Annotated in this window: 15 protein-coding genes and 1 tRNA gene; 8 read left to right on the top strand and 8 right to left on the bottom strand. The window is 67.4% G+C overall.

The genetic code is table 11. The annotated features are described in order from the left end of the window. Nucleotides 1-38: 38 nt before the first annotated feature. Nucleotides 39-719 (bottom strand): pyridoxamine 5'-phosphate oxidase family protein, encoded by a 681-nt coding sequence (locus ACRWK8_RS13145; RefSeq protein WP_431870493.1) that lies wholly within the window; start codon nt 717-719, stop codon nt 39-41. Nucleotides 720-1,031: 312 nt separating this feature from the next. On the opposite strand from ACRWK8_RS13145, the gene ACRWK8_RS13150 reads away from it, so the two are divergent. Then, complete coding sequence (locus tag ACRWK8_RS13150; RefSeq protein ID WP_431870495.1) at nt 1,032-2,066, top strand: universal stress protein; 1,035 nt, start codon at nt 1,032-1,034, stop codon at nt 2,064-2,066. 78 nt (nt 2,067-2,144) lie between these two features. Here ACRWK8_RS13150 and ACRWK8_RS13155 read toward each other — a convergent pair whose 3' ends face one another. Together ACRWK8_RS13155 and ACRWK8_RS13160 are read right to left on the bottom strand one after the other, a co-directional pair. Then, a complete protein-coding gene (locus ACRWK8_RS13155; RefSeq protein ID WP_431870497.1) occupies nt 2,145-4,511 on the bottom strand; it encodes a glycoside hydrolase family 65 protein in 2,367 nt (788 codons plus the stop codon). Between the two features lie 65 nt (nt 4,512-4,576). After that, entirely contained in the window at nt 4,577-4,996 is a 420-nt protein-coding gene (locus ACRWK8_RS13160) for an Hsp20/alpha crystallin family protein (protein ID WP_378735273.1), read from the bottom strand. 410 nt (nt 4,997-5,406) lie between these two features. On the opposite strand from ACRWK8_RS13160, the gene ACRWK8_RS13165 reads away from it, so the two are divergent. After that, nucleotides 5,407-6,252, top strand: coding sequence for a universal stress protein (locus ACRWK8_RS13165; RefSeq protein WP_431870499.1), 846 nt, complete (start codon nt 5,407-5,409; stop codon nt 6,250-6,252). A 329-nt stretch (nt 6,253-6,581) separates the two neighbouring features. Next, nucleotides 6,582-7,514: a DUF2797 domain-containing protein gene (locus ACRWK8_RS13170; protein ID WP_431870501.1), complete on the top strand. Its 933-nt coding sequence runs from the start codon at nt 6,582-6,584 to the stop codon at nt 7,512-7,514. A 191-nt stretch (nt 7,515-7,705) separates the two neighbouring features. Here the strand turns inward: ACRWK8_RS13170 and ACRWK8_RS13175 are convergent, their stop codons facing one another. The 3 genes from ACRWK8_RS13175 to ACRWK8_RS13185 are packed head-to-tail and all read right to left on the bottom strand — an operon-like array spanning nt 7,706 to nt 10,055. Continuing rightward, nucleotides 7,706-8,926: a Dyp-type peroxidase gene (locus tag ACRWK8_RS13175; RefSeq protein ID WP_431870503.1), complete on the bottom strand. Its 1,221-nt coding sequence runs from the start codon at nt 8,924-8,926 to the stop codon at nt 7,706-7,708. Then, on the bottom strand, nt 8,926-9,486 hold the full coding sequence (locus ACRWK8_RS13180; protein WP_431870505.1) for a copper chaperone PCu(A)C: 561 nt from the start codon (nt 9,484-9,486) through the stop codon (nt 8,926-8,928). Before ACRWK8_RS13180 ends, ACRWK8_RS13175 begins: the two co-directional genes overlap by 1 nt. Next, complete coding sequence (locus ACRWK8_RS13185) at nt 9,483-10,055, bottom strand: copper resistance CopC family protein (protein ID WP_431870507.1); 573 nt, start codon at nt 10,053-10,055, stop codon at nt 9,483-9,485. Before ACRWK8_RS13185 ends, ACRWK8_RS13180 begins: the two co-directional genes overlap by 4 nt. Before the next feature lie 215 nt (nt 10,056-10,270). On the opposite strand from ACRWK8_RS13185, the gene ACRWK8_RS13190 reads away from it, so the two are divergent. The 4 genes from ACRWK8_RS13190 to ACRWK8_RS13205 all read left to right on the top strand — a co-directional run bounded on the left by ACRWK8_RS13190 (nt 10,271) and on the right by ACRWK8_RS13205 (nt 14,605). After that, on the top strand, nt 10,271-10,549 hold the full coding sequence (locus tag ACRWK8_RS13190) for a hypothetical protein (RefSeq protein ID WP_431870509.1): 279 nt from the start codon (nt 10,271-10,273) through the stop codon (nt 10,547-10,549). A gap of 267 nt (nt 10,550-10,816) precedes the next feature. Next, nucleotides 10,817-11,362: a hypothetical protein gene (locus ACRWK8_RS13195; protein WP_431870511.1), complete on the top strand. Its 546-nt coding sequence runs from the start codon at nt 10,817-10,819 to the stop codon at nt 11,360-11,362. Between the two features lie 1,379 nt (nt 11,363-12,741). After that, nucleotides 12,742-13,239: a hypothetical protein gene (locus tag ACRWK8_RS13200; RefSeq protein ID WP_431870513.1), complete on the top strand. Its 498-nt coding sequence runs from the start codon at nt 12,742-12,744 to the stop codon at nt 13,237-13,239. A gap of 1,135 nt (nt 13,240-14,374) precedes the next feature. Continuing rightward, complete coding sequence (locus ACRWK8_RS13205; RefSeq protein ID WP_431870564.1) at nt 14,375-14,605, top strand: hypothetical protein; 231 nt, start codon at nt 14,375-14,377, stop codon at nt 14,603-14,605. 765 nt (nt 14,606-15,370) lie between these two features. Here the strand turns inward: ACRWK8_RS13205 and ACRWK8_RS13210 are convergent. Both ACRWK8_RS13210 and ACRWK8_RS13215 read right to left on the bottom strand, forming a co-directional pair. Further along, nucleotides 15,371-15,446, bottom strand: a tRNA-Arg gene (locus ACRWK8_RS13210). A 528-nt stretch (nt 15,447-15,974) separates the two neighbouring features. Beyond that, nucleotides 15,975-16,484 (bottom strand): hypothetical protein, encoded by a 510-nt coding sequence (locus ACRWK8_RS13215; RefSeq protein WP_431870515.1) that lies wholly within the window; start codon nt 16,482-16,484, stop codon nt 15,975-15,977. Nucleotides 16,485-16,801: 317 nt separating this feature from the next. On the opposite strand from ACRWK8_RS13215, the gene ACRWK8_RS13220 reads away from it, so the two are divergent. Further along, a complete protein-coding gene (locus ACRWK8_RS13220; protein ID WP_431870566.1) occupies nt 16,802-19,678 on the top strand; it encodes a penicillin acylase family protein in 2,877 nt (958 codons plus the stop codon). Nucleotides 19,679-19,733 lie beyond the last annotated feature (55 nt).

Here is a 19,733-nt window from a genome sequence, read left to right on the forward strand (position 1 = left end):
GCGGCTTCGTGTCGCGTGCGGGCACCGGCGGGTGCACTTCAGTGGAGCGCGCGACCTCCCACCCTCCGCCCGCTGACGTCTCGGGGCGTCACCCGCACGTAGAGGTCGTGTTCGCCCCCCGCCCAGGGACGCAGGGGGGCGCTCTGGCGGAGGCGAGCCGTCTCCGCTTCCTCCGTCACCGGTTCGGCGCGGCCGACGACGAGCACGCTCCACCCCTCACTGGTCGCTGCGTCGACGCGGTCGACCTCGAAGGCGACCTCGTCGGGGAGGTTCCCCGCGATCAGTCCGTGGACCGCGGTCCTGAAGACGATGGCGCCGTCACGGACCAGGAAGTTGACCGGAAGGATGACTGGGGCGGGGGCCGAGCCCGACCTCAACCCGATGCGTCCCACACCCCCCGGGCCGATCAGGCGCATGCACCGTGAAGGCGGGAGGGAGGTCGTGGTCGCCACCGGCGCGGCGGTGGTCGCGGTCCCGGGTGGCAGATCGGTGTCCGCGCCCAACAGGTGGTCCTGGGTGGTGTCCAGTGCCCCGGCGAGGTGGTCCAGTGTCGGCCGGGTCATCCGGGAGGGGTGCTCCTCGAGGTAGGCCACGTATCCGGGGTCCATGCCAGCGAGACGGGCGACCTCCTCCCTCGTCAATCCCAGCTCTCTGCGGCGCGTCGCCGCCCGGCGACCGAGATCGCTGCCTGATCCGTCCGTGTCGGCCTCCTGGCTCATGACCACTCCCTCCCTGGCCGTTGACGGCCCTTCGCCCGGGCCCTGCCCTCGGGGTCCTCACCGTTTGCGAGGTGCGTGTACACGAGGCGTTCGGCCCGACGCGTGCGCCGGAGGTCCCGGTCCGCTTTCGGTATCACCCTGGTACGACGCCGAGTGGCTGGTGACAGGGGCGGCTCGGGACGCCGGTCCCCGGGCCCGGCGACCTCCGTCCCGGGCCCCGAAGCGGGGCGAGGGAGAAGAATGGGAGGGAGGCTCAGCCACGGAGACGGTCACGCGCCTCGTCGGGAAGCGTGGTGACGGAACGGGGGGACCATGATCACCGGCCCTGAGAGTCGAGGAGCGGACGCGGCGGCCGCCGCGTCCACGGATGCCGAAAACGACGGGATCCGTCACGAACCGCGCCACGACGGACCGGTCGTGGTGGGCGTGGACGGTTCGGCGCCGAGCCTGGAGGCCCTCCGCTGGGCGACCCGGGAGGCCGACGCCAGAGGTGTGGGCCTGGTGGTCCTGCACGCTGTGTGGACCCCCGACGTCCCCACGCCCCCGGGCTTCACCATCAGCACGCTGCGGCGGGAACTCCACGGGTGGGGGGAACAGCTGCTGCGCGAAGCCGTCGACAACGTCGCGTCGCCGGTGCGTCCCGGACTGGCGGTGCGTACCGAGCTCTCGTCCTCCGAGCCGTCGCGTGCCCTGATCGACGCCTCGAAGGGCGCCGCTCTCGTGGTCGTGGGCGCCCGTGGCCGAGGGAGCGCCTTCGCGGTCCTGCTGGGCTCCGTCAGCGCACGTGTCAGCGCCCACGCCCACTGCCCCGTGGCCGTGGTGCCCGAGCGGCACGGGGGCGTGGAGACACCACCGGAGGAGCGGGCCGAACGCGGCGCGGACGCGGACACACGACCGGCGGCGGGGGACGGCCGGTGGCGCGTGGTGGTCGGTCTGGACGGATCCTCCGGTTCGATGGTCGCCCTGCGCTTCGCGCTGGAGGAGGCGGCCCGGCCCGGACGCGAACTGGTGGCGCTGTACGCGCTGGAGCTGCCGATGCCCATCGACGACACCACACTGGACCCGGAGATCGACGCCGCGGCACAGGAAAGCTGGAAGGGGACCGCCAGGGCCCGCATCCTCGCGTGGGTGGACGAAGCACGCCGTGCGAACACCGAGAACGTCCCCGTGAACGTGGAGGTGGTCACCGGACGGGCGGTCGACGCGCTCCTGAGCCGGACGGACGCGGCCGTCATCGTCGTGGGATCACGAGGGCGGAGTCGGATCACCGGGCTGCTGCTCGGATCCGTCAGCCAATCCGTCCTGCAGAACTCCCGGGTGCCGGTGGTGGTCGTGCCGAACCCCTGAGAGGTACGGGGGACCGGTGGTGCTCCGGGCCGTCGGAGAGCGCGCCACGGTCGACCGCGCCACCTTACGGAAGTACGCTCACGCCAACGGAAGCAGACAGGCCGTTCCGGGACGGACACGGACCAGGTGGACCCCCACCCGCACGGTGACCGGCGGTCCGCCCGAAGCGGGGACGGAGACACGGACGCGGTCCCGGAACACCTCGACCCGTACCCGCCCCTGCCGGAGGCAGCGCAGGCCGAAGGAGAGCCTGTCCAGGTCGGCGGGCAGCCGCGGGCTCAGGTGCAGGACGCCCTCCCGAACGGCGAGTCCGGTGTAGCACCGGGTCAGGATGTCGACCGTGCCCGCCATCGCCCCCATGTGGATGCCCTCGGCCGTGCTCCCGTCCGGAGCGCCCTCGACGTCCGTGCCCAGCGCATCGCGGAAGAACTCCCAGGAGGCCTCGCGATCGGTTCGGGAGAGTACCCAGGCGTGCGCCACCGAGCTGAGGCTGGACCCGTGGGCGGTGCGTGCGAGGTAGTGGTCGATCGTGCGAGGGACGAGCTCAGGGTCGCGGGCGTGTCCGAGGCGTTCCAGGATGTCGGTGATCTCCTCCTCGGAGAGGAGGAGGAACAGCATGAGGACGTCGGCCTGTTTGGCGGCCCGGTAGTGGTTGCAGTCGTCCCCCTCGGCCTCCAGCGCGCGGTCCAGACGCCGGACGCCCTGGTACGCCTCCCAGTCGAGCTCGTCCAGGTCCTCGTAGTGGGCGAACTGACTGATGACTCCCTCATGGAAGGGGACGTGCAACCCGCGTGAGACCGACTCGAACCGAGCGATCTCGTCGGCTTCGAGGCCGAGGGACTCCTGAAGCTCCTCGCGGAACGGGCCGGGCAGCGTTCGGAGGATGTCGAGAGCGCGCAGGAGAACCCACACGGTCATGACGTTGGTGTAGGCGTTGTCGTCCAGGCCGGGAACCGCCTTCCCCGGATAACCGTCGTGGTACTCGTCGGGACCCATGACGCCACGGATCACGAAGCGGTCCAGTTCCTCGTCGAAGACAGCCATGTCCGCGAAGGCACGTGCGACCTCCAGCAGCAACTCGGCGCCGAACTCGCACAGGAAGGCGACATCGCCGGTCACCCGGTAGTGCTGCCAGACGTTGTAGGCCACGGCGAGGCCGACGTGCCTCTGCAGGTGGGAGTTGTCGGGAAGCCAGTGACCGGATCGCGGGTTCAGGTGGAGTGCCTGTGTCTCCTCTCGACCGTCGCTCGCGCTCTGCCAGGGAAAGAGCGCGCCCCGCAGCCCCGCCGCGCGGGCGCTCGCACGCGCTCGCGGGAGCCTTCGCCACCGGTACCTCAGCAGGCCACGAGCGGTCTGCGGGAACCGCAGGTTGAGGAACGGGAGGACGAACACCTCGTCCCAGAAGACGTGGCCCCGGTACGCCTCGCCGTGCAGCCCCCTCGCGGGGACCCCGACATCGAGGTCGGGCGTGTGCGGGGACAGGGTCTGGAGCAGGTGGAAGAGGTGGAGGTTGAGGAGGCGCTGGTCCCGTTCCGCGTCCACCTCCACGGCGCAGGTCTCCCACAGGTGCCGCCACGCGGCCTCGTGGCGACGGGCCAGCTCGGAGAAGTCCCCGGCCCGGTCCAGAGCGTGGAGGGCCGCGTCGAGGCAGTCGCCGACGGCGCGGTCGCGGGACGTGTACAGGGCAACGGTCTTCTCCACCGTGGTCGGCTCGCCCGTGCGCACGTTCAGGGTGAGGTCCGTGGCCGCCCAGTTATCCGAGGTCGGCGTCGCGCAGCTCGTGGCACGTCCGTCCCGCGTCACCAGGGTCCGGGAGGCGAGCACGATCTCGACCCCCGATGTCAGGGTCCGGCAGCGGAGCCACGCGGTCCCCGTGTTCTCGGACCCCGCGCCCAGCGGGGCGAGGTGCCTCCCGTTCAGGTCCCGGTAGCGGGCCACCCCACGGTTGGACACGGTGCCGTCCAGGGCCGAGCGCACGACCACGGTCCCGGCCCAGTTCTCCGGGGTCAGCGTGGTCCGCAGGGTCGCCAGGTGGGGGTCGTCCATCGACACCAGCCGACACTGGGTCACGTGGGTCCTCCTGCCCGCGTGCACCGTGTGGAAGGTACGGGTCAGTGTTCCTCGACGCATGTCCAGTTCGGTGCGTTGGGGGAGGCCCGCAGCGGGTTCTCCGAACCAGTCGCCGTCCTCCGGGCGGAACGTCAAGGGCAGCCAGTTCGGCACGTTGACCAGGTCCTCGTTGTCCACACGGCGGTCGGCGACCGTGGAAACGGCGCGGTCGTAGCAGCCCGCCACATAGGTCCCCGGGTAACACGTCGAACCGGCGCCCGCCTCCGGGGGCGCGCCACGCGTGGCGAAGTAACCGTTGCCCAAGGTGCACAGGGTCTCCCGCACCAGAGCCCCCTGCGGATCCGGCCCCTCGTATTCCAGTGTCCAGGGGTCCACGAGGTCACCTCCCGCGTATGGTCCGCGCGACCAGGAACGCCGCCCCGACCGTTGGCGCTTGAGGGCTACTCCTCCGGAGACTCACGGGAGATGGGCACGGTGCGGCTGCTCCCGGGCTCCCGCGAGAGGCCCACGCGCACTTCCAGGATGCCCTGGTCGTAGGACGCGGTGACGTCCTCCCAGTCGGCTTCGGCCGGCAGCACGAGCGTACGGCTGAAGGTGCCGTAGTGGAACTCCGTGTACAGCGGTGCGGTCGTGCCCTCAGTACGCACGCACTCGATCGTGATCGTGCCGCGCTCGACGGTCACCTTGAGGTCGCGCTGCGGGTCCACGCCGGGTGCCTCCACTCGAACGACGTAGAGGTGATCGTTGACCGAGGTCTCCACCCGCAGGTACGACGACGTACGTGATGACGGGGACGGAGGATCCACGTCCCACGGATCCGGGAAGCGTGTCAGCCCCTCCCCACGGGAGACCGCGTTCATGTCGCACCTCCTCTGTCAGGGCCCGGCGGGCTCCTCGGGCCGGTCGGTCCCGACCGCTGATCTCCCATTCAACGCTCCCACCACGTTTCCGTCAGGGGGCGAAGGCTGTGAGCGACCGGGACCTTCGTCGTGACGCGGGCCTGCGTTCCGGACGCCGGGGGAGGGCGCCCGGCGCTGGTGTGGACGGCGACGTCACGTTCCGGAGCGCCACGGGCGTCGGGGTGTCTCCCAGCCCAGGCGTTCGTCGACGGTGCGCGGGTGCGCCGCGCGGCACACCGGGCGGAGTCCCGCATAGGGGACGACGGTCCCGGGGGAGAGGGACACAGGGCCCGTCGGCGCGGACGTTGGGCTGGGCGGGGCGCGCGTGTTCGGGCACACACTGGACACCAGGGCAGATAAGGGGGTGGCCGATGAGCGGGGACGTCCTCGTCGGAACCGACGGATCACGGGCGGCGCTGGCAGCGGCGGTGTGGGCGAGTGAGGAGGCGCGCGACCGGGGAGCCCGGGCCGTCGTCGTGTGTGTCTTTGACCCGGGCTGGCCGACGGCCCGGGCCACGGAACGCCTCAGACAGGAGGCCGAGAGCGTGGTGGAGCGGACGAGGAACCGCATGTCGGCGTTCATGCCCGGTGTCGAGGTGGTGGGAGAGGAACTCGCCGGTTCCTCACCCTCCAAGGTGTTGTTGGAGCGGGCCGCGTCGGTCTCGCTGGTCGTGCTCGGCAGACACGGCACCAGTGACCTCCCCGGCCGTTGGCCGGGCACCGTGGCCGACCAGGTGGCGGCCCACGCCCCGGTCCCGGTGGTCCTGGTCCCGCACGAGCCGGTGCCGACGGAGGCTCGCGACGTCGTGGTGGGGGTGGACGGTTCATCCCGCTCCAAGCACGCGGCCCTCACGGCCGTGGAGACGGCTCAAGGACACGGAGATCGGGTCCGCGCGGTGTGGGCCTGGACTGCTCCGGAGTCCATGGTCCCGAGGGGGTCGGAGGCGGAACAGGAACTGAAACGCTGGCGCCGGGAGAACCTGGAGTCGGCGCTGAAGCCAGTGTTGGAGGAGTTCCCCGACGTCGTCGTGTTGCGCGAGGTCCGTCGTGAGCACCCGGTGACGGCGCTGTTGGCCGACGACCGGCACACGCGGATGGTGGTGGTGGGGGCGCGCGGGGAGCACGGATTCGCCGAACTCGCGTTGGGAGGGGTCGCCCGCGGAGTCCTGAACCGGTCCGATCGGCCGGTGATGGTGGTGCACGGTTCCAGGGACTGACGGGCGGGTCATGGGGAACGGTGTGCAACCGCCAGCGGTCATCCTCGCTCTCGGGGCGGACCTCTCGGCGTGGCTGAACCCGGCGGCACCCAGCCTGTCAGGGGACTCACGTCTCCTCGTCACCCCCACGGGGAGGGGAGCCCTCCTGGTTCACCCCGTGCGTTCCTCCTCCGGAGTTCCGGCACACTTCGTCGTGGTGAACCGGAGGACCGGAGCGGGGACCTCACCACGACGACCGCCCGCGCACACTCCTCCCGGCACATCGGCATCCTCGACCAAGCCCCGTACGCCCCACCTCGTATCCAAGCGACCCCGCACCGGAGCCCGGTATGCACCCGACCGCACCCCTCACCCTTCTCGGCCTGGACTGGAGCGACCCCGACACTCCCCGCCTGCGCACCAGCGACCCCGACCGCCCCGGACACAGCCTGCTCCACCCCCTCCTGGGCGAGCACTCCTTCCGTGTGGAGGGGGAGCAGCGGCGCTGCGTCGGCTGGTTCGACCTGACCGGAGCCGAGGGCAGGCACGTGCGCTGCCGTACCGACGAGACCGTCACCCGGGGCAGGCAGTGCCGACGCTGCCAGTACAGGGAGGGGTTCGTCGCCGCCCATCAGGCCCACCGCACCCCCGACGCGCTGCCCGAGAACATCCGCGACTACCTGCGGCAGCCGCACTGGCTCTACCTGGACGTCTTCGCCGACGGCACGACCAAGGTAGGCACCGCCGCCGACGCGCGCCGCCACAGCCGCCTGGCCGAACAGGGACCCGTCGCCGCCCTCTACCTGGCCCGGACGACGGACGGCCTCACCGTCCGCACCCTGGAATCGGCCGTCTCCCGGCACTTCGGGCTGCCCGAGCAGGTCCAGACCCGCCGCAAGGTCCTCGGCCTCCAGACCGGCGTCGACACCACCGCGCTCCTCGGGAAGCTGACGGCCCTCGCCGCCCGCGTCACCCCCTACCTGGACACGGTCACCGACCAGGGGTCCGGCACCGAGGTGCTCGCCGCCCCCGAACCCTGGGTTCGGCCCGCCTGCTCCACCGCCGTCTTCGCGACCGCACCCGTGCTCGCCTACCCCGGCGACCTCACGCGGGGCACCCACCGGCCGCTCGTCACCGGGGTAGCGGGCCCCGTGGCCGTGTTCTCCACCGAACCCGGACCGGACGCGCCCCGCCACTGCGCCGACCTGAGCCGACTCGTCGGCCGGACCCTCGCCCCGGTCACCGCCGAGGACGCGCCCGGCGGCGCGCTCACCCTGTTCTGACCCCGGGACCCGTGGGGCTCACTGGGGGAACGAGGAGCCCCGGGACGGGGACCCGTGGGGCCAAGGGCACGCGGAGCCCCGGGACGCGGCCCCGGACCGCAGACCCGGGGCCGCTCCCGGGACACATGACTCCTGGAGAACCCGCTGGTGGGATCGGTCTCCAGGAGTCGCCTCGCGTATCGGTGACCCGGTCAGGCCTCGAACAGGGTCTGCCCGACGAAGCCGCCCTCCGCGCAGCCCGGAGGGACCGCGAACACCGCCGAGCCGATGTGGGTGATCCACTCGTTGAGCAGGTCCAACTCGTCGAGGCGGCGCTGGATCGGTACGAACTGTCGGCTCGGATCCCGCTGGTAGCAGGCGAACAGCAGTCCGGCGTCGCCCTCCGACTCGTAGTTGTAGCCGCGACGGAAGATCCGCTCGTCGGGGTCCTCCGAGCGTGCGCGGCGGATGTGCGCGTACTCGGCGATCACCGGGAAGCCGAGCGGCGTCATCGCGTCCAGGTCCGGTTCGTCGTGCTCCTCCTCCCCGGTGAGCGGGGCACCGTTGTCCAGACGCCGCCCCACTGAGTCCTCCCGGCCGGGGCGGTCGAGGCGGTCCCACTCGTCCAGGTCCATCGAGACCCGCCGCAGCACCATCGCCGTCCCACCCCGGAGCCAGGCCGGAGCGCCCTCCCCGCACCAGACCAGGGGGTCGAAGTCCGCCTCCTCCGGCTCGGGGTTGACCGTGCCGTCGACCTGGCCGAAGAGGTTGCGCATCGTGGTCCCCTGCGGTTCGGCGCCGTAGGAGCGGCGGAAGCCGTCCTGGGACCAGCGCACCGAACCGAAGGCACGGGTGTCCTTGAGGAGCATCCGCACGGCGTGGGAGAGCGTCAACGGGTCGTCGCCGCACACCTGGAGCAGCAGGTCTCCGTGGGACCAGCCGTCCTCCAGCCGGTCCGTGTCGAACTCCGGCAGCGGCCCCAGCCAGTCCGGGACCAGCCCCGGGTCGACCCGCTCCACCAGGCCGGGGCCGAAGCCCAGGGTCACGGTCAGTCCGGCGGGGGAGGAGGCGAGTTCGGGTTCGGTGTCGGCCAGGGCGGATCTGCCCTGGGTGAGCCGTGCGGCGTCGTCGGAGAGCAGGGTGAGCAGCCGACGCACCCCGTCGGAGTCGACGTCCTCGCGCAGGTCGACACCGACGAATCTGGCGTGGGCCTGCGGCGGCGTCGCGATCCCCGCCTGACGGGCGCCGTGGAAGGGGTGGGTGCGATCACCGTGCACCTGGTCCGCCGAGACCGCTTCCCCTGGAGAACGCAGGGAACGGATGAGGGCGTCACCACCACTGAGCGCGACCGCGCCCACTCCGGCGGCGGCCGTACCACCCCACAGGACGCTTCTGCGCGAGGGCTGGGCACCCTCCTCCTCGGGGCGATCCATCAGTGGTCCCCGTGGCCGTCGTCGGAGTCCCCGTGGTCACCGTCGTAGTTCTCGTTCGCTCCCTCGAAGTCCTTCACCGGGGCGGTGAACTCGTGGGTGGAGCCGTCCTCGAACTCCAGCGTGACGGTGACCTCAGCGCCGGGCTCCAGGTCCTGGGCCAGACCCATGATCATGATGTGGTCGGCGCCGGGGGAGAGCTCGTGTTCGGATCCGGCGGGAACGGAGAAGCCGTCGTCCTTCTCCCGCATCACCATGGTGCCGTCGTCCCCGCCGCTGACGACCTCGTGCAGTTCGACCATGTCGGAGACCTCCTCAGCGCTCGCGGCCACGATGACGGCATCGGCTCCGCCCTCGTTGGTCAGGACGCCGAACGCGGCCGTCATGCCGTCGTCGGCCGCGGCGGCCTTGACCCACGAGTCGGAGACGGAGACCAGGTCGGCTTGTGCGGCGGACCCCTCCTGGACGGCGGTGTCCTCCTCCGCCGGGGAGGCGCAGGCGCCCAGGAGCAGGGAGACGCCCAGGGCGGTCGGGATCAGGAGCGAGCGGGCGGTGAGGGTCATCGGACTTCCTGTTCGGTTGGAGTGTGCTGGGACCTGGGGCGCCGCAGGCGCAGGGCAGCGGCATAGAGGAGGACCCCGATCAGTGCGCCGACCAGGGCGAGGACGGCCTCGCGTGGAGGGGCGAGGGTCGTGGAGGGGCCCGCGACCGCGCCCCCGTCGTCGGACTCGTCGGGCGGGGCGGCCTCCAGGTCCGGCGGAGGTGGCCCGCCCTCGCCCACCTGGAAGGTGAGGGCACCGCTGATCGGGTGTCCGTCGCTGGAGACCACCCGCCAGCGGACCGCGTACCCGCCGTCCGCCAGGTCGGAGGGAAGCTCGACACTGACCTCATGGCCGTCCACGAGCGGCTCCGTGGTGGTGACGGGCTCCGCTGCGGAGTCGAGGATCAGCACGGCGGTGGCGACGTCCATCGGTGGACCGCTGAAGGTGAGCCGGACCTCGTCCGGAGCGGACGGCAGCGCCTGTTGGTCCTCCGGGGTCGAGGAGAGCAGGGTGTCGTGGGCGAGGGCTGGTGCGGGTGTGAGCACCAGGGCGGTGGTGACGGCGCAGAGTAGGGCGAGGGTGCCCCGCATGGATCCTCCTCGTCGTGGGCCGACCACGTGGTCGGCACTACGAGAAGTCGTCCGTCAGCCGCCAGGAGTTCCCGGCAGTTCCCATCGATTCCCGTGGAGCCGCGGGACCGCGATCGGCGGGCGTGGAGGGATCACACTGGCCGTCGCAGGGATCAGCGAAACGAGGTGTCCGGCCGCGTACCGGGGGAGCGGAGCAAGACACGAAGGAGGACCCGATGAGTGATGAGTACTTCGAGGAGATCAGTCGGATGATGGGAGATTCGGTGTCTGGACAGTGGCTCGCCGCTGAATCGATAGAGCGTGTTCGGGGCCGGCCTCTCCCACAGGACTGTTTTCGCCTCGTGAACAAATACGGGGGTGTCGTTTCGACGATCGACGACGCGGAACTACTCTTCAGTGTTGCTGGCGTCGATGGTGCGGACCCCAGAGAGGTTATCGAGGAGGGAAGCCATCCTGTTTACTTCCTGCTGGAGGGACTCTCAGTGATCCGATGAGCCCCTGCGGGCAGTCCTGTCAGGCAGTTTTATCGTGCCGGGAGGTGAGCGGGAAACGGGTTAAGTAATGCGAATGTCGCCCACGCCATGGATTTCGGCTTTCGTGAGAGATGCAGGGTTCTCCAGGGTTGGCTGGTGTCAGAAGCCTGTATCGGGGCGAGTTGTGGGTGTTCGGGCCTCAAGAGTTCGGTCTTGGTGTACGGGATGATTGCAGTTAAAGGCGAATGCCGAAAATGACGATTCGGTGCAGTTCTGGTGGAGGGTGCTATGAAGAACTGGTGGACCGCTACTTTTGGGTTGGCGATTTCCTTCCCGCTTGTAATGCTGTGGTTGACATGGAGCCTGGAGAGGTCCTTGGCGCCGGCGGATTCGGGGGTGTGGGAAATTTATTTCGTGTCTCTCTTCTTCCCCTTCAATGTCTGGATTGCGCTTAAGTTTTGCTACTTTCCTGGAGTTGAACTGGCCCCTGGAAGGGTTGTGGTTAAGAACATTTTCAGGGCCTACCAGATACCCGTTTTCGCAGTGCGTGCAGTTCGTTGGGATGGTGGACTGACTCTGTATCTCGAGAATGGTAAAAGAATAGATTCTTTTGGTTTTGGTGGATCGTTGCTAGCCGATATTTTCGCGAAATCATCAAACCTCGAACGCGTTCGTAGAATAAAAACCCAAATCCTGGATGAGGTTGATCGCGGTGAGGGTGAGGGCTCCCTCCGGGCTTCGCGTATGAGCTACTTGAATCTTTCATTCCTGCTGGCTTTTGTCGCCTCGTCTTTTGTGTTGAATATTTCGGTTGAGCTCCTGGTTCAGGGGTAGTTGTACCAGGCCTCAAGGATGCCTGAGGGTCCTATCGGATGAGCTCTGAAGACCCTTGCGAGAGTTTCCTGATATATTTGAATCAACTATCGGGAAATTTCCGGAACATCAAAACAGCAGGTCGGTGTGGTGAAGTGGGGGATTCGACGCCCTTCCAACTGTTCGCGAAACTCGTGGACGAAGCAGTGGATGTCCATGGACTGCAGGATCTGTGATCTGGTGCCAGGAAGCTCAGCTTGGGTGGCTGGAAGAGTTCGTGGAACTGGACCAAAGCCCAGGTCATCCATGGATGCCAGTCACATGTGATCTCGGGTCTGTTGCAGACCGAGTACTACGGACGATCTGTGATGGTGTGAGCTTCCCGTACCCACCGACGGGGCGTTGGTATTTCAACACCAACTCCTGGACTGGGTGGAGGTGCGACACAAACATCTACGTCCCTAAGTCGAAGCCTCGACCGCCGCTTGTCAGTGCAACGGTCTCGAAAGAGGATAAGGCTATTCAGGAATCAAGTTAGATTGAGAATCGATATGGGTTTTGAGATTCCGGTGCTGGCTTCTGGAACAACGCGTCCGGGCTGAATTTGGGAAATAATAATGACGGCGTCATGTTGGTGGCGGGTCTGCTCTGTGCTGCGTGTGCTGTAGTAACTGCTGTGTGGAGTGTGGGCCATGGGGTTTGGAAATTGCGGAATGGAGATACGGTGAATAGTGTTTGGGGCATTGCTGGTGCAATTGTCTCAGGGGTAGCGGGAAGGGTTTTTTCTAGGGGGCAAGACACTCGCTGGTATGAGGCATTCGATTCGGGTCTCTAGTAATCCCAAGGGTGTGTCAGGATCTGGTCGCTCCAACCGGCGAGCCGTACGATCTCGAAGGTTGCTGGCTGGGTCGGATTTGGTGCCTGTGTGGTAGTATCCGCCGGCACGTGCCTGGTTATCGGAGGCGGTATTCTGGCCACAAATATTGGCATGGATCACGCGGTAAACGGTTCGCTTAATTGGAAAGAGCATGGTTGGAGTGCCTTGATGCTCGGTTTCGGGGGAGGTGCTGATATGGGGTTGGTCGCTTGGCCTCCGGGGCTTGGAGGGGTGCTGTGGCGTCCATGCGGTCAAGACCGACGGTTCGCGCTGGCAGTCAGAAATGGGATAGAAATCCAAGGCCGGGAAACCCGCAGCGCCGTGAGGGAATCTTCCAAGGATGGGATATGAATTCAGGACCGGTGGACTGGGGTGCGTCGTCTGCCGGATACGCGATCAATATCACCAGCGGTTCTACATTCGGTGTGCCCGTTCCGTACAGTAATCCTTTTGCAAGGAACTAGGTTTGCCCGAACGTAGAGTCACCTTTCGTAGCAGGGGGGCGATTTGTCTAGGTTTGTTCGTGAGCTCCCTCGTTTGGCTCCTGTTTGGGCTTGCGATTATTGGTGAGCCCTTGGCGCTGACTGGTGTCTTGGTTTTAGCAACCACATTCTCTGTCTATCTCTGGTTTAGTCTGAAGATGACTTTTTGGAGAGATGTATCCATTGACAACGGTCGAATTGTTGTTCGAGGCTTCTTCCTGAAGAAGGCCGTTGCGATGGCTCAGGTTTCCAGGGTTTGGGTGGTTGGCGGAGAGTTGCTTGTTGAGCTTAACGGCGGAGATATGTTGAATGTGCCGGCGTTCGAAGGATCTTTGTTGGCCTCCGTGTTTGGGAGTCCCAGTGCCTCCAGGGCAGCAGAGGGAATCAACGCGCACTTGCCGTGGGCTGGCGGGGGAGGCGATGATGGACGCGCGGAAATCTCGAGATCCACGAATTTCGGCCTTCTGAAGCTCCCGATCATCTGGGCTGTCTCATTCGCCACATATTGGGCGCTTAGTGGGTTCGTTGGTCATTTTTGAGGGCAGACTCACCGTTCTTCTGGCGTTGGTGAGGTTGGTGGTTGGAGAAATGATGAGTCGCGAATGAAAATTCCCTGAGGAGAATTTGATAAGTCTCCATCTGTGCCTCTGCGGATCAGGTTGCGCTTGGTGGTGATCAGCTCATCTGGGATCGATTTGGGGGACGCGTTCGATGGAATCGGGTTTATATGTTCTGATATTTGACGTTCGATGCGAGGTCCTACGACTGGACAAGGTGTGAACGGGGCGAACCCTTGCTGAGGTGGCCTTACTTGGTTGTTCCTCAGAACTCATCGATCCTGAGAGGGGTGGCTGGTTCCACTCGTACCTCCTCATGGTCCCAGGATCCGCACAGGAAGAGGCTCAGTCCTCGGGAGCGGGCTCGGACCGTTGTGGTCGATCCGTACCGCCCAGGCCGTTGAAGACCACTTTGAGTACTAGCGCGGACGCGGTGGCGGTGACGATGCCCGGGGCAGGATCATCGTGGCCCAGGTCGGGACGGTCGTGAAGAAGTTCGGGCGCGACGGGCGGGCGGCGGGGACACCCCGTACCAAGGGTTGGAGCGCCTGGCCGTCACTGAAGTTGGCTGCTGAATTCGAACGAGGGCCTTGGCTGTTCATCCAGACCTCTTGTGGTTGCCTGGTTCCTTGCCTCCCAAGGTGAACCCTGCCGAGCGTGCGGCGCTACCTCGCTCTTTGGTTGGGGAACTAGGTCCTTTCACGAATTGTCGAAACAGCAGGTAGGTGCGACGGAGTTTGGTATTCGATGTCCGTTCAAGTTCCTCTCCAACTGTCGGATGCGTAGGGCGTTCGCTGGCGGATTAAGAAACTGTGCCCCGGAGCTAAAGGAAGGTGGCGACCAGGCTGGTGACTTCTTGGAATTGAAGGCGCAAGCACGGGTCATCTGTGGATTCCAGCCGCAAGCGAACCTGTGCTCGTTGCAGACCGAGGAACTAGGCGCTAGCGTTTGCAAGCCTCCATCCCCTGCACGCTGGCGGTTCAACGTGAGCTTGAAGCTAGTCTGGGGCGTCAGAAGATTTTCGACCGGGGCCTGGCACTACTCACTCTGTTCCTGATCGATGAGGGCGCTGCGTGAAGCTTGGTCGGGGGATGGGGTAATGAAAGAGAAGTTCCAGATGTTGCTGTGGCGGGTCTCGAATCCCGCCGCGCAGATTCAGGTGCTCCCGCTCAGTCGTGGTGCGCACAGCGCGATGAACATCCCCTTGGTCGTCCTCGACATGGACCCATGCGGACTCGCTCGTGTACGCGTAGACGCCCGGATCGGGTCAGGTGCTCACCGTCCAGGTGACCGTGGGAAACTGCCACCAGCAGTACCGGCATCTGAGAAGTCTCGCGCTCTACCCTGAGGAAAGCCAGCACTTCATCGCGTCACTGTGAGGAGAATAACCGTGGACACGACCTGGTGAACGTTGAGCTACAGCGGTAAGCAGGGCCACTGCATGGAAGCGCGGAGGGGTGCGGGTTCCGTTCTCGTTCGGGATTCGCAGAACCGGGGGGTCGGGCTACCCGGAGTTCCCCGGGATGCCGTGGACGCTTCTCCTGGAAGTGGCTGTCTCGAAGCTCTGACTCCACGAGGTCCGAGCGGCTCCGTGTGCTCTCGAGGCACAGCTGGTCGACTGGTGATGGGCTGCCCAGGATGCTGTTCCGCGCTCTTGAGCGGGTGGCCAACGAGGTCGGCCGATGGGGGCGGACAAGTCCCAAATGTCGGCTTCGTTCAGGGGAAGCGCTGCGTCGGATTCAGGGTCCGATAGGTTCTTGTGCTTGCTCCGTCGGCACTGCCTCAACACGCGCTCGTCGTTGGGCCAGCGGAGGGGTGGGGGAGGGCGCTTGAGGGAACGAGGCGCTCTCAAAGCGCCCCAGATCCTGCCAGAAGGCCTTCCCGCAGGCAGTCATGAGGCGGGTGGGCTGGCCCAGGAGGTTCGGTGTGGAGGACTCAGTCGAGAATCCGAGAGGTGGCGTGGCTACGAGGTGGCCAAGTCCGATGGGGGTTTCGCGGGTGCTGCTGCGACTGTGCTCCGATGGGGGGAGCACACCAGGAGCACACATGGCCCCCAAACGCCGCGAGGACCTCTCCCGAGGTCCTCGTGTACCCCGTCTGACCTGGGGTTTTGTGGTGCACCCAGCAGGATTCGAACCTGCGACCGTCGGATTAGAAGTCCGATGCTCTATCCACTGAGCTATGGGTGCTCGCTTAAGTTGTAGCGCCTGGTCGCGCTGTGTGCCCGGATCGTGGCCCGGGGGTGGCGACCTGCGTGGCTGCTGCCCTCGGGGAGACATCCTAGGGCATTCGGAGGATGTCACCCAAGAGAGGGCAAAGTCTGACCAACTACGGTGATTCGTAGTTGCGTCTCGTTACCACGTGTGTTCCACCAAACCGGGCGCTATGGGCCTCGCGCACCACGTTACCGGTGATTAACCCCTGGTGTGCTGCTGTGTGGCGGGCGTTTCGTGAACTCCAGGGTTCTCGGCCCCGTCGGGGTGCCCCGGTTCAGAAGATCCACCACTGGCCGAGCAGGATCGCGAGCGACGCCACCGTGAACAGCATGCGCTCCCCTTCAGGAAAGACTCTAGGCTGCTCTACGTGTATGAGCGAATACAATGCGTGGCAAACATGGGTTTGCCGGGGTTTGGTGACGTGTTGGCCGGCGGAGGGTGCTCGAACGCCGGTGGGGTTGGAATCCAGGATCGGCCGCCGTGGTGGCCGATCCTGGCGGGTCAGGCCGCGAGGCTGCGCGCGTAGTTGACCTGTTGGTTGACGTGCTGCACGTAGGACCGGTTGCTCACCATGATCTGCGTGGAGTGGTAGTGGCCCGCGCCCTGCACGGTGACCTGGACGTGCCCGGTGGTCCGGTCCTCCTTGACGAGGAGGATCAGCAGGCCGAGGAGGCAGGTCCACCAGAAGATGAGGATGGCGACGATGATCGCCCACACGGGGGTGCTGCGCTCGGTGCGGCTCATGTCGCTGACGGTCCACACCGTCCCCTGGATGGGGAAACGGCCGGACGGGGTGATCACCGTGTTCTGCGTGATCGCGATGTCCCCGATGGTGTCGAGGGTGGGTTCGTGCGGCGTGCCGCCGCCGAAGGGCTGGTATCCGCCCGTCGGTGTGCCGTAGGGCTCCAGTTGGCCGCCGGTGTGCGGATCGGGGGGCGGGCCCCACCCGGGGGTGCCGCCGCTGGGCTGCTGCCAGGGCTCACCCTGATGGGGGTCGGGGTACTGGTTCATGGGCCGATTGTGTCAAAGGACGTGGCCGTGTCCGGTGTCCGCCCGGGCGGGCGACGGGTTGTGGCCGGATGTGGCCAGTGTCCACGGTGCGTGTCAGTGGCGGTGCAGGGTGCTCCTACGGGTTTCCGCAGGTGTGGCCTGGGTCACCGCAAACCCGACTCCTCGGATGCCGGGGTCCAGTTTCTGCGGAAAAACGTGAAAGTCTTTCGCAATTTGCGTCCCTTTACGTACCATGCGGCTGATCCATCGCCCGCACCCCCAGGTGGTGACCCCACATGCCCCCGTACCTCCGACCCGCACCGCCCCGACGGCTCCGCATGGGAGCCGCGGGAGCGGCCCTCGCGATCTCCGCCTCGTTGGTCGCCGCGCTTCCCGCCACCCCCGCCCTGGCCGCACCGGAGGACTACTGCGCCCCCGGGGCCTGCCTCGACATCCTGCCGCCGGGCCAGAACGGCAGCGCCACCCTGGTGGAGATCCTCGGCCACCAGGTCTTCGGCACCCGGCCCAAGCACTCGTCGAGCCAGCTCGACATGTACGACAACCTGGTCCACCACTACGACGGGCTCACGGACGAGAGCCTCGACGACTTCTTCATCGACGCCACCTTCGGTGTCGACGAGGGCGACGTCGACCGCCGTTACCAGCCGCGCGACGACGTCACCATCACCCGGGACCGACAGCACGGCATCCCGCACGTCCAGGGCACCACCCGCGAGGGCACCATGTTCGGTGCCGGGTACGCGGCCGGTGAGGACCGTCTCTTCCTCATGGACGTCCTGCGCCGGGTCGGCCGGGGCGAGCTCACCTCCTTCGCCGGCGGTGCCGAGGGCAACCGCGGGCTCGAACAGGACCTGTGGGGCACCGCGCCCTACACCGAGGAGGACAAGCAGGCCCAGATCGACCGGGTCGCGGACAGCGGTGAACGCGGCGCCCAGGCACTGGCCGACGTCGACGCCTATCTCGCGGGCGTCAACGCCTACATCGACGAGGCCGACAGCGGCCGGTACTTCCCCGGCGAGTACGTCCTCACCGGTCACAAGGACGCCATCACCAACGGCGGGGAGATCGAGCCCTTCACCCCCACGGACGTCGTCGGCATCGCCGCGATGGTCGGCGGGATCTTCGGCGGGGGCGGGGGAGGGGAGGTCCAGGCCGCGGTCGTCCTGGCCAACTTCCAGGACCGCTACGGCGCCGAGGAGGGCCTGGAGCTCTGGCACGCCTGGCGCATGGAGAACGACCCCGAGGCCGTGGTCAGCGTCGACGGCGAGTTCCCCTACGCCCAGACCCCGGACGACCCGGTGGGCGAGGTCGTCCCGGACGACGGCTCCGTCGAGCCCTACAGCATCGTCCACGACGAGTACGGGTCCGCCGCCGCCACGGCGCAGAGGGCCGAGGCCGAGCAGAGCGAGGCGCCCGGCGCGGACGCCCCGACCGTGGAGGAGCTCTCCGACGAGCAGCGGGCCGAGCTGGAGCAGATGGTCGAGGACGGCGACCTGTCCGCCGCCGAGGGCATCTTCGAGGACGGCGTCCTGCCGGAGGGCTTCCTCGACCCGCGCGGGATGTCCAACGCCCTGCTGGTCTCCGGACAGCACACCGAGAGCGGCAACCCCGTCGCGGTGATGGGCCCGCAGACCGGCTACTTCTCGCCGCAGCTGCTGATGCTCCAAGAGCTCCAGGGGCCCGGTATCAGCGCCCGGGGCGCCTCCTTCGCGGGCGTGAGCTTCTACGTGCAGATGGGCCGCGGCGCCGACTACGCCTGGAGCGCCACCTCGGCGGGCCAGGACATCACCGACACCTTCGCGGTGGAGCTGTGTGAGACGGACGGCTCCGCCCCGTCGACCTCCTCGCGTGCCTACGTGGACTCCTCGGGCGGGTGCACGGAGTTCGAGGAGCTGAGCGTCAGCAACGACTGGACGCCCACCATCGCGGACGGGACTCCGGCCGGGGGCTACACCCTGACCTCCCTGCGGTCCGAGTTCGGGCTGGTGCGGTCGTTCGCCACGGTCGACGGCGCACCGGTGGCCTTCACCGAGCTGCGGTCCACCTACATGCGCGAGGTGGACTCCATCCTCGGGTTCCAGCGGTTCAACGACCCCGAGCAGGTCACCTCCGCCGCGACCTTCACCGAGGCGGCGGAGGACATCGGGTACGCGTTCAACTGGCACTACGTGGACGACACGGACATCGCCTTCATCAACTCCGGCGCCAACCCGGTCCGGCTGGCGGGCACCAACCCGACCCTGCCGATCGACGCCTACTCCGGCTCCGGCTGGTCCGGCTGGGACCCGGCCACGAACGAGGCCGAGTACCACCCGCAGTCCGACCACCCGCAGGAGATCAACCCGGACTACATCGTCAACTGGAACAACAAGCCCGCGCAGGGGTACACGTCGGGCTGGTCCACGGGGTCGGTGCACCGCAACGACCTGCTGGACGCCAGGGTGGCCGGGCTGATCGGGGAGGGGCACCAGTTCACGCCCGCCTCGCTCACCGCCACGATGATGGAGGCCGGGGTCGCCGACCTGCGCGCCGAACAGGTCCTCCCCCTGCTCTTGGAGGTCATCGACACCGAGGCCGTGGACGATCCGGAACTGGCCGGGACGGTCGAGTCGCTGCGGGCCTGGACCGAGTCCGGCTCCCTGCGGCGCGAACCCCGGCGCGACGCCGGGCACTACGACCACGCGGACGCCATCCGCGTGCTGGACGCCTGGTGGCCGCGGCTGGTCCGGGCGCAGTTCGAGCCCGGTCTGGGCGAGGACCTGTACACGCAGCTGACCCGCGCCGCCCAAACCGACGAGTCACCCTCCGGGGCGATCGGCGGCGGAGAACCCGGCAGCGTCAACCAGAGCCAGGCGCACCGGGGTTCGGCGTTCCAGTACGGCTGGTGGTCCTACGTGCACAAGGACCTGCGCTCGGTCCTGGGCCAGGAGGTGGACGGCACGCTCGGAGACCAGGTCTACTGCGGCGAGGGTGACGTCGACTCCTGCCGCACGGTGCTCCTGGACAGCCTCGCGGCGGCCGCCGCCACCCCGGCGGGCGACGTCTACCCCGGTGACGGCCACTGCTCGGCCGGTGACCAGCTCTGCGCGGACACCGTGATCCACCAGTCGGTGGGCGGCATCGACATGTGGCCGATCGCCTGGCAGAACAGGCCCACCTACCAGCTCGTCTACCAGTTCTCCGGCGGCAGGTGACCGGGGGCCGGTCCCGGCGGTGACGGACGCGGCCCGCGACCCCTCGACGACGGGG

The sequence above is a fragment of the Nocardiopsis eucommiae genome (assembly GCF_965344335.1).
GTDB lineage: Bacteria > Actinomycetota > Actinomycetes > Streptosporangiales > Streptosporangiaceae > Nocardiopsis > Nocardiopsis eucommiae.

Bases quoted from the DNA above. Each gene is read 5' to 3' on its own strand.
- ACRWK8_RS13205 (WP_431870564.1), top strand. From the start codon at position 14,375: ATGTTGCTGTGGCGGGTCTCGAATCCCGCCGCGCAGATTCAGGTGCTC.
- ACRWK8_RS13185 (WP_431870507.1), bottom strand. From the start codon at position 10,055: ATGCGGGGCACCCTCGCCCTACTCTGCGCCGTCACCACCGCCCTGGTG.
- ACRWK8_RS13180 (WP_431870505.1), bottom strand. From the start codon at position 9,486: ATGACCCTCACCGCCCGCTCGCTCCTGATCCCGACCGCCCTGGGCGTC.
- ACRWK8_RS13145 (WP_431870493.1), bottom strand. From the start codon at position 719: ATGAGCCAGGAGGCCGACACGGACGGATCAGGCAGCGATCTCGGTCGC.
- ACRWK8_RS13215 (WP_431870515.1), bottom strand. From the start codon at position 16,484: ATGAACCAGTACCCCGACCCCCATCAGGGTGAGCCCTGGCAGCAGCCC.
- ACRWK8_RS13170 (WP_431870501.1), top strand. From the start codon at position 6,582: ATGCACCCGACCGCACCCCTCACCCTTCTCGGCCTGGACTGGAGCGAC.
- ACRWK8_RS13220 (WP_431870566.1), top strand. From the start codon at position 16,802: ATGGGAGCCGCGGGAGCGGCCCTCGCGATCTCCGCCTCGTTGGTCGCC.
- ACRWK8_RS13175 (WP_431870503.1), bottom strand. From the start codon at position 8,926: ATGGATCGCCCCGAGGAGGAGGGTGCCCAGCCCTCGCGCAGAAGCGTC.
- ACRWK8_RS13165 (WP_431870499.1), top strand. From the start codon at position 5,407: ATGAGCGGGGACGTCCTCGTCGGAACCGACGGATCACGGGCGGCGCTG.
- ACRWK8_RS13150 (WP_431870495.1), top strand. From the start codon at position 1,032: ATGATCACCGGCCCTGAGAGTCGAGGAGCGGACGCGGCGGCCGCCGCG.
- ACRWK8_RS13195 (WP_431870511.1), top strand. From the start codon at position 10,817: ATGAAGAACTGGTGGACCGCTACTTTTGGGTTGGCGATTTCCTTCCCG.
- ACRWK8_RS13160 (WP_378735273.1), bottom strand. From the start codon at position 4,996: ATGAACGCGGTCTCCCGTGGGGAGGGGCTGACACGCTTCCCGGATCCG.
- ACRWK8_RS13190 (WP_431870509.1), top strand. From the start codon at position 10,271: ATGAGTGATGAGTACTTCGAGGAGATCAGTCGGATGATGGGAGATTCG.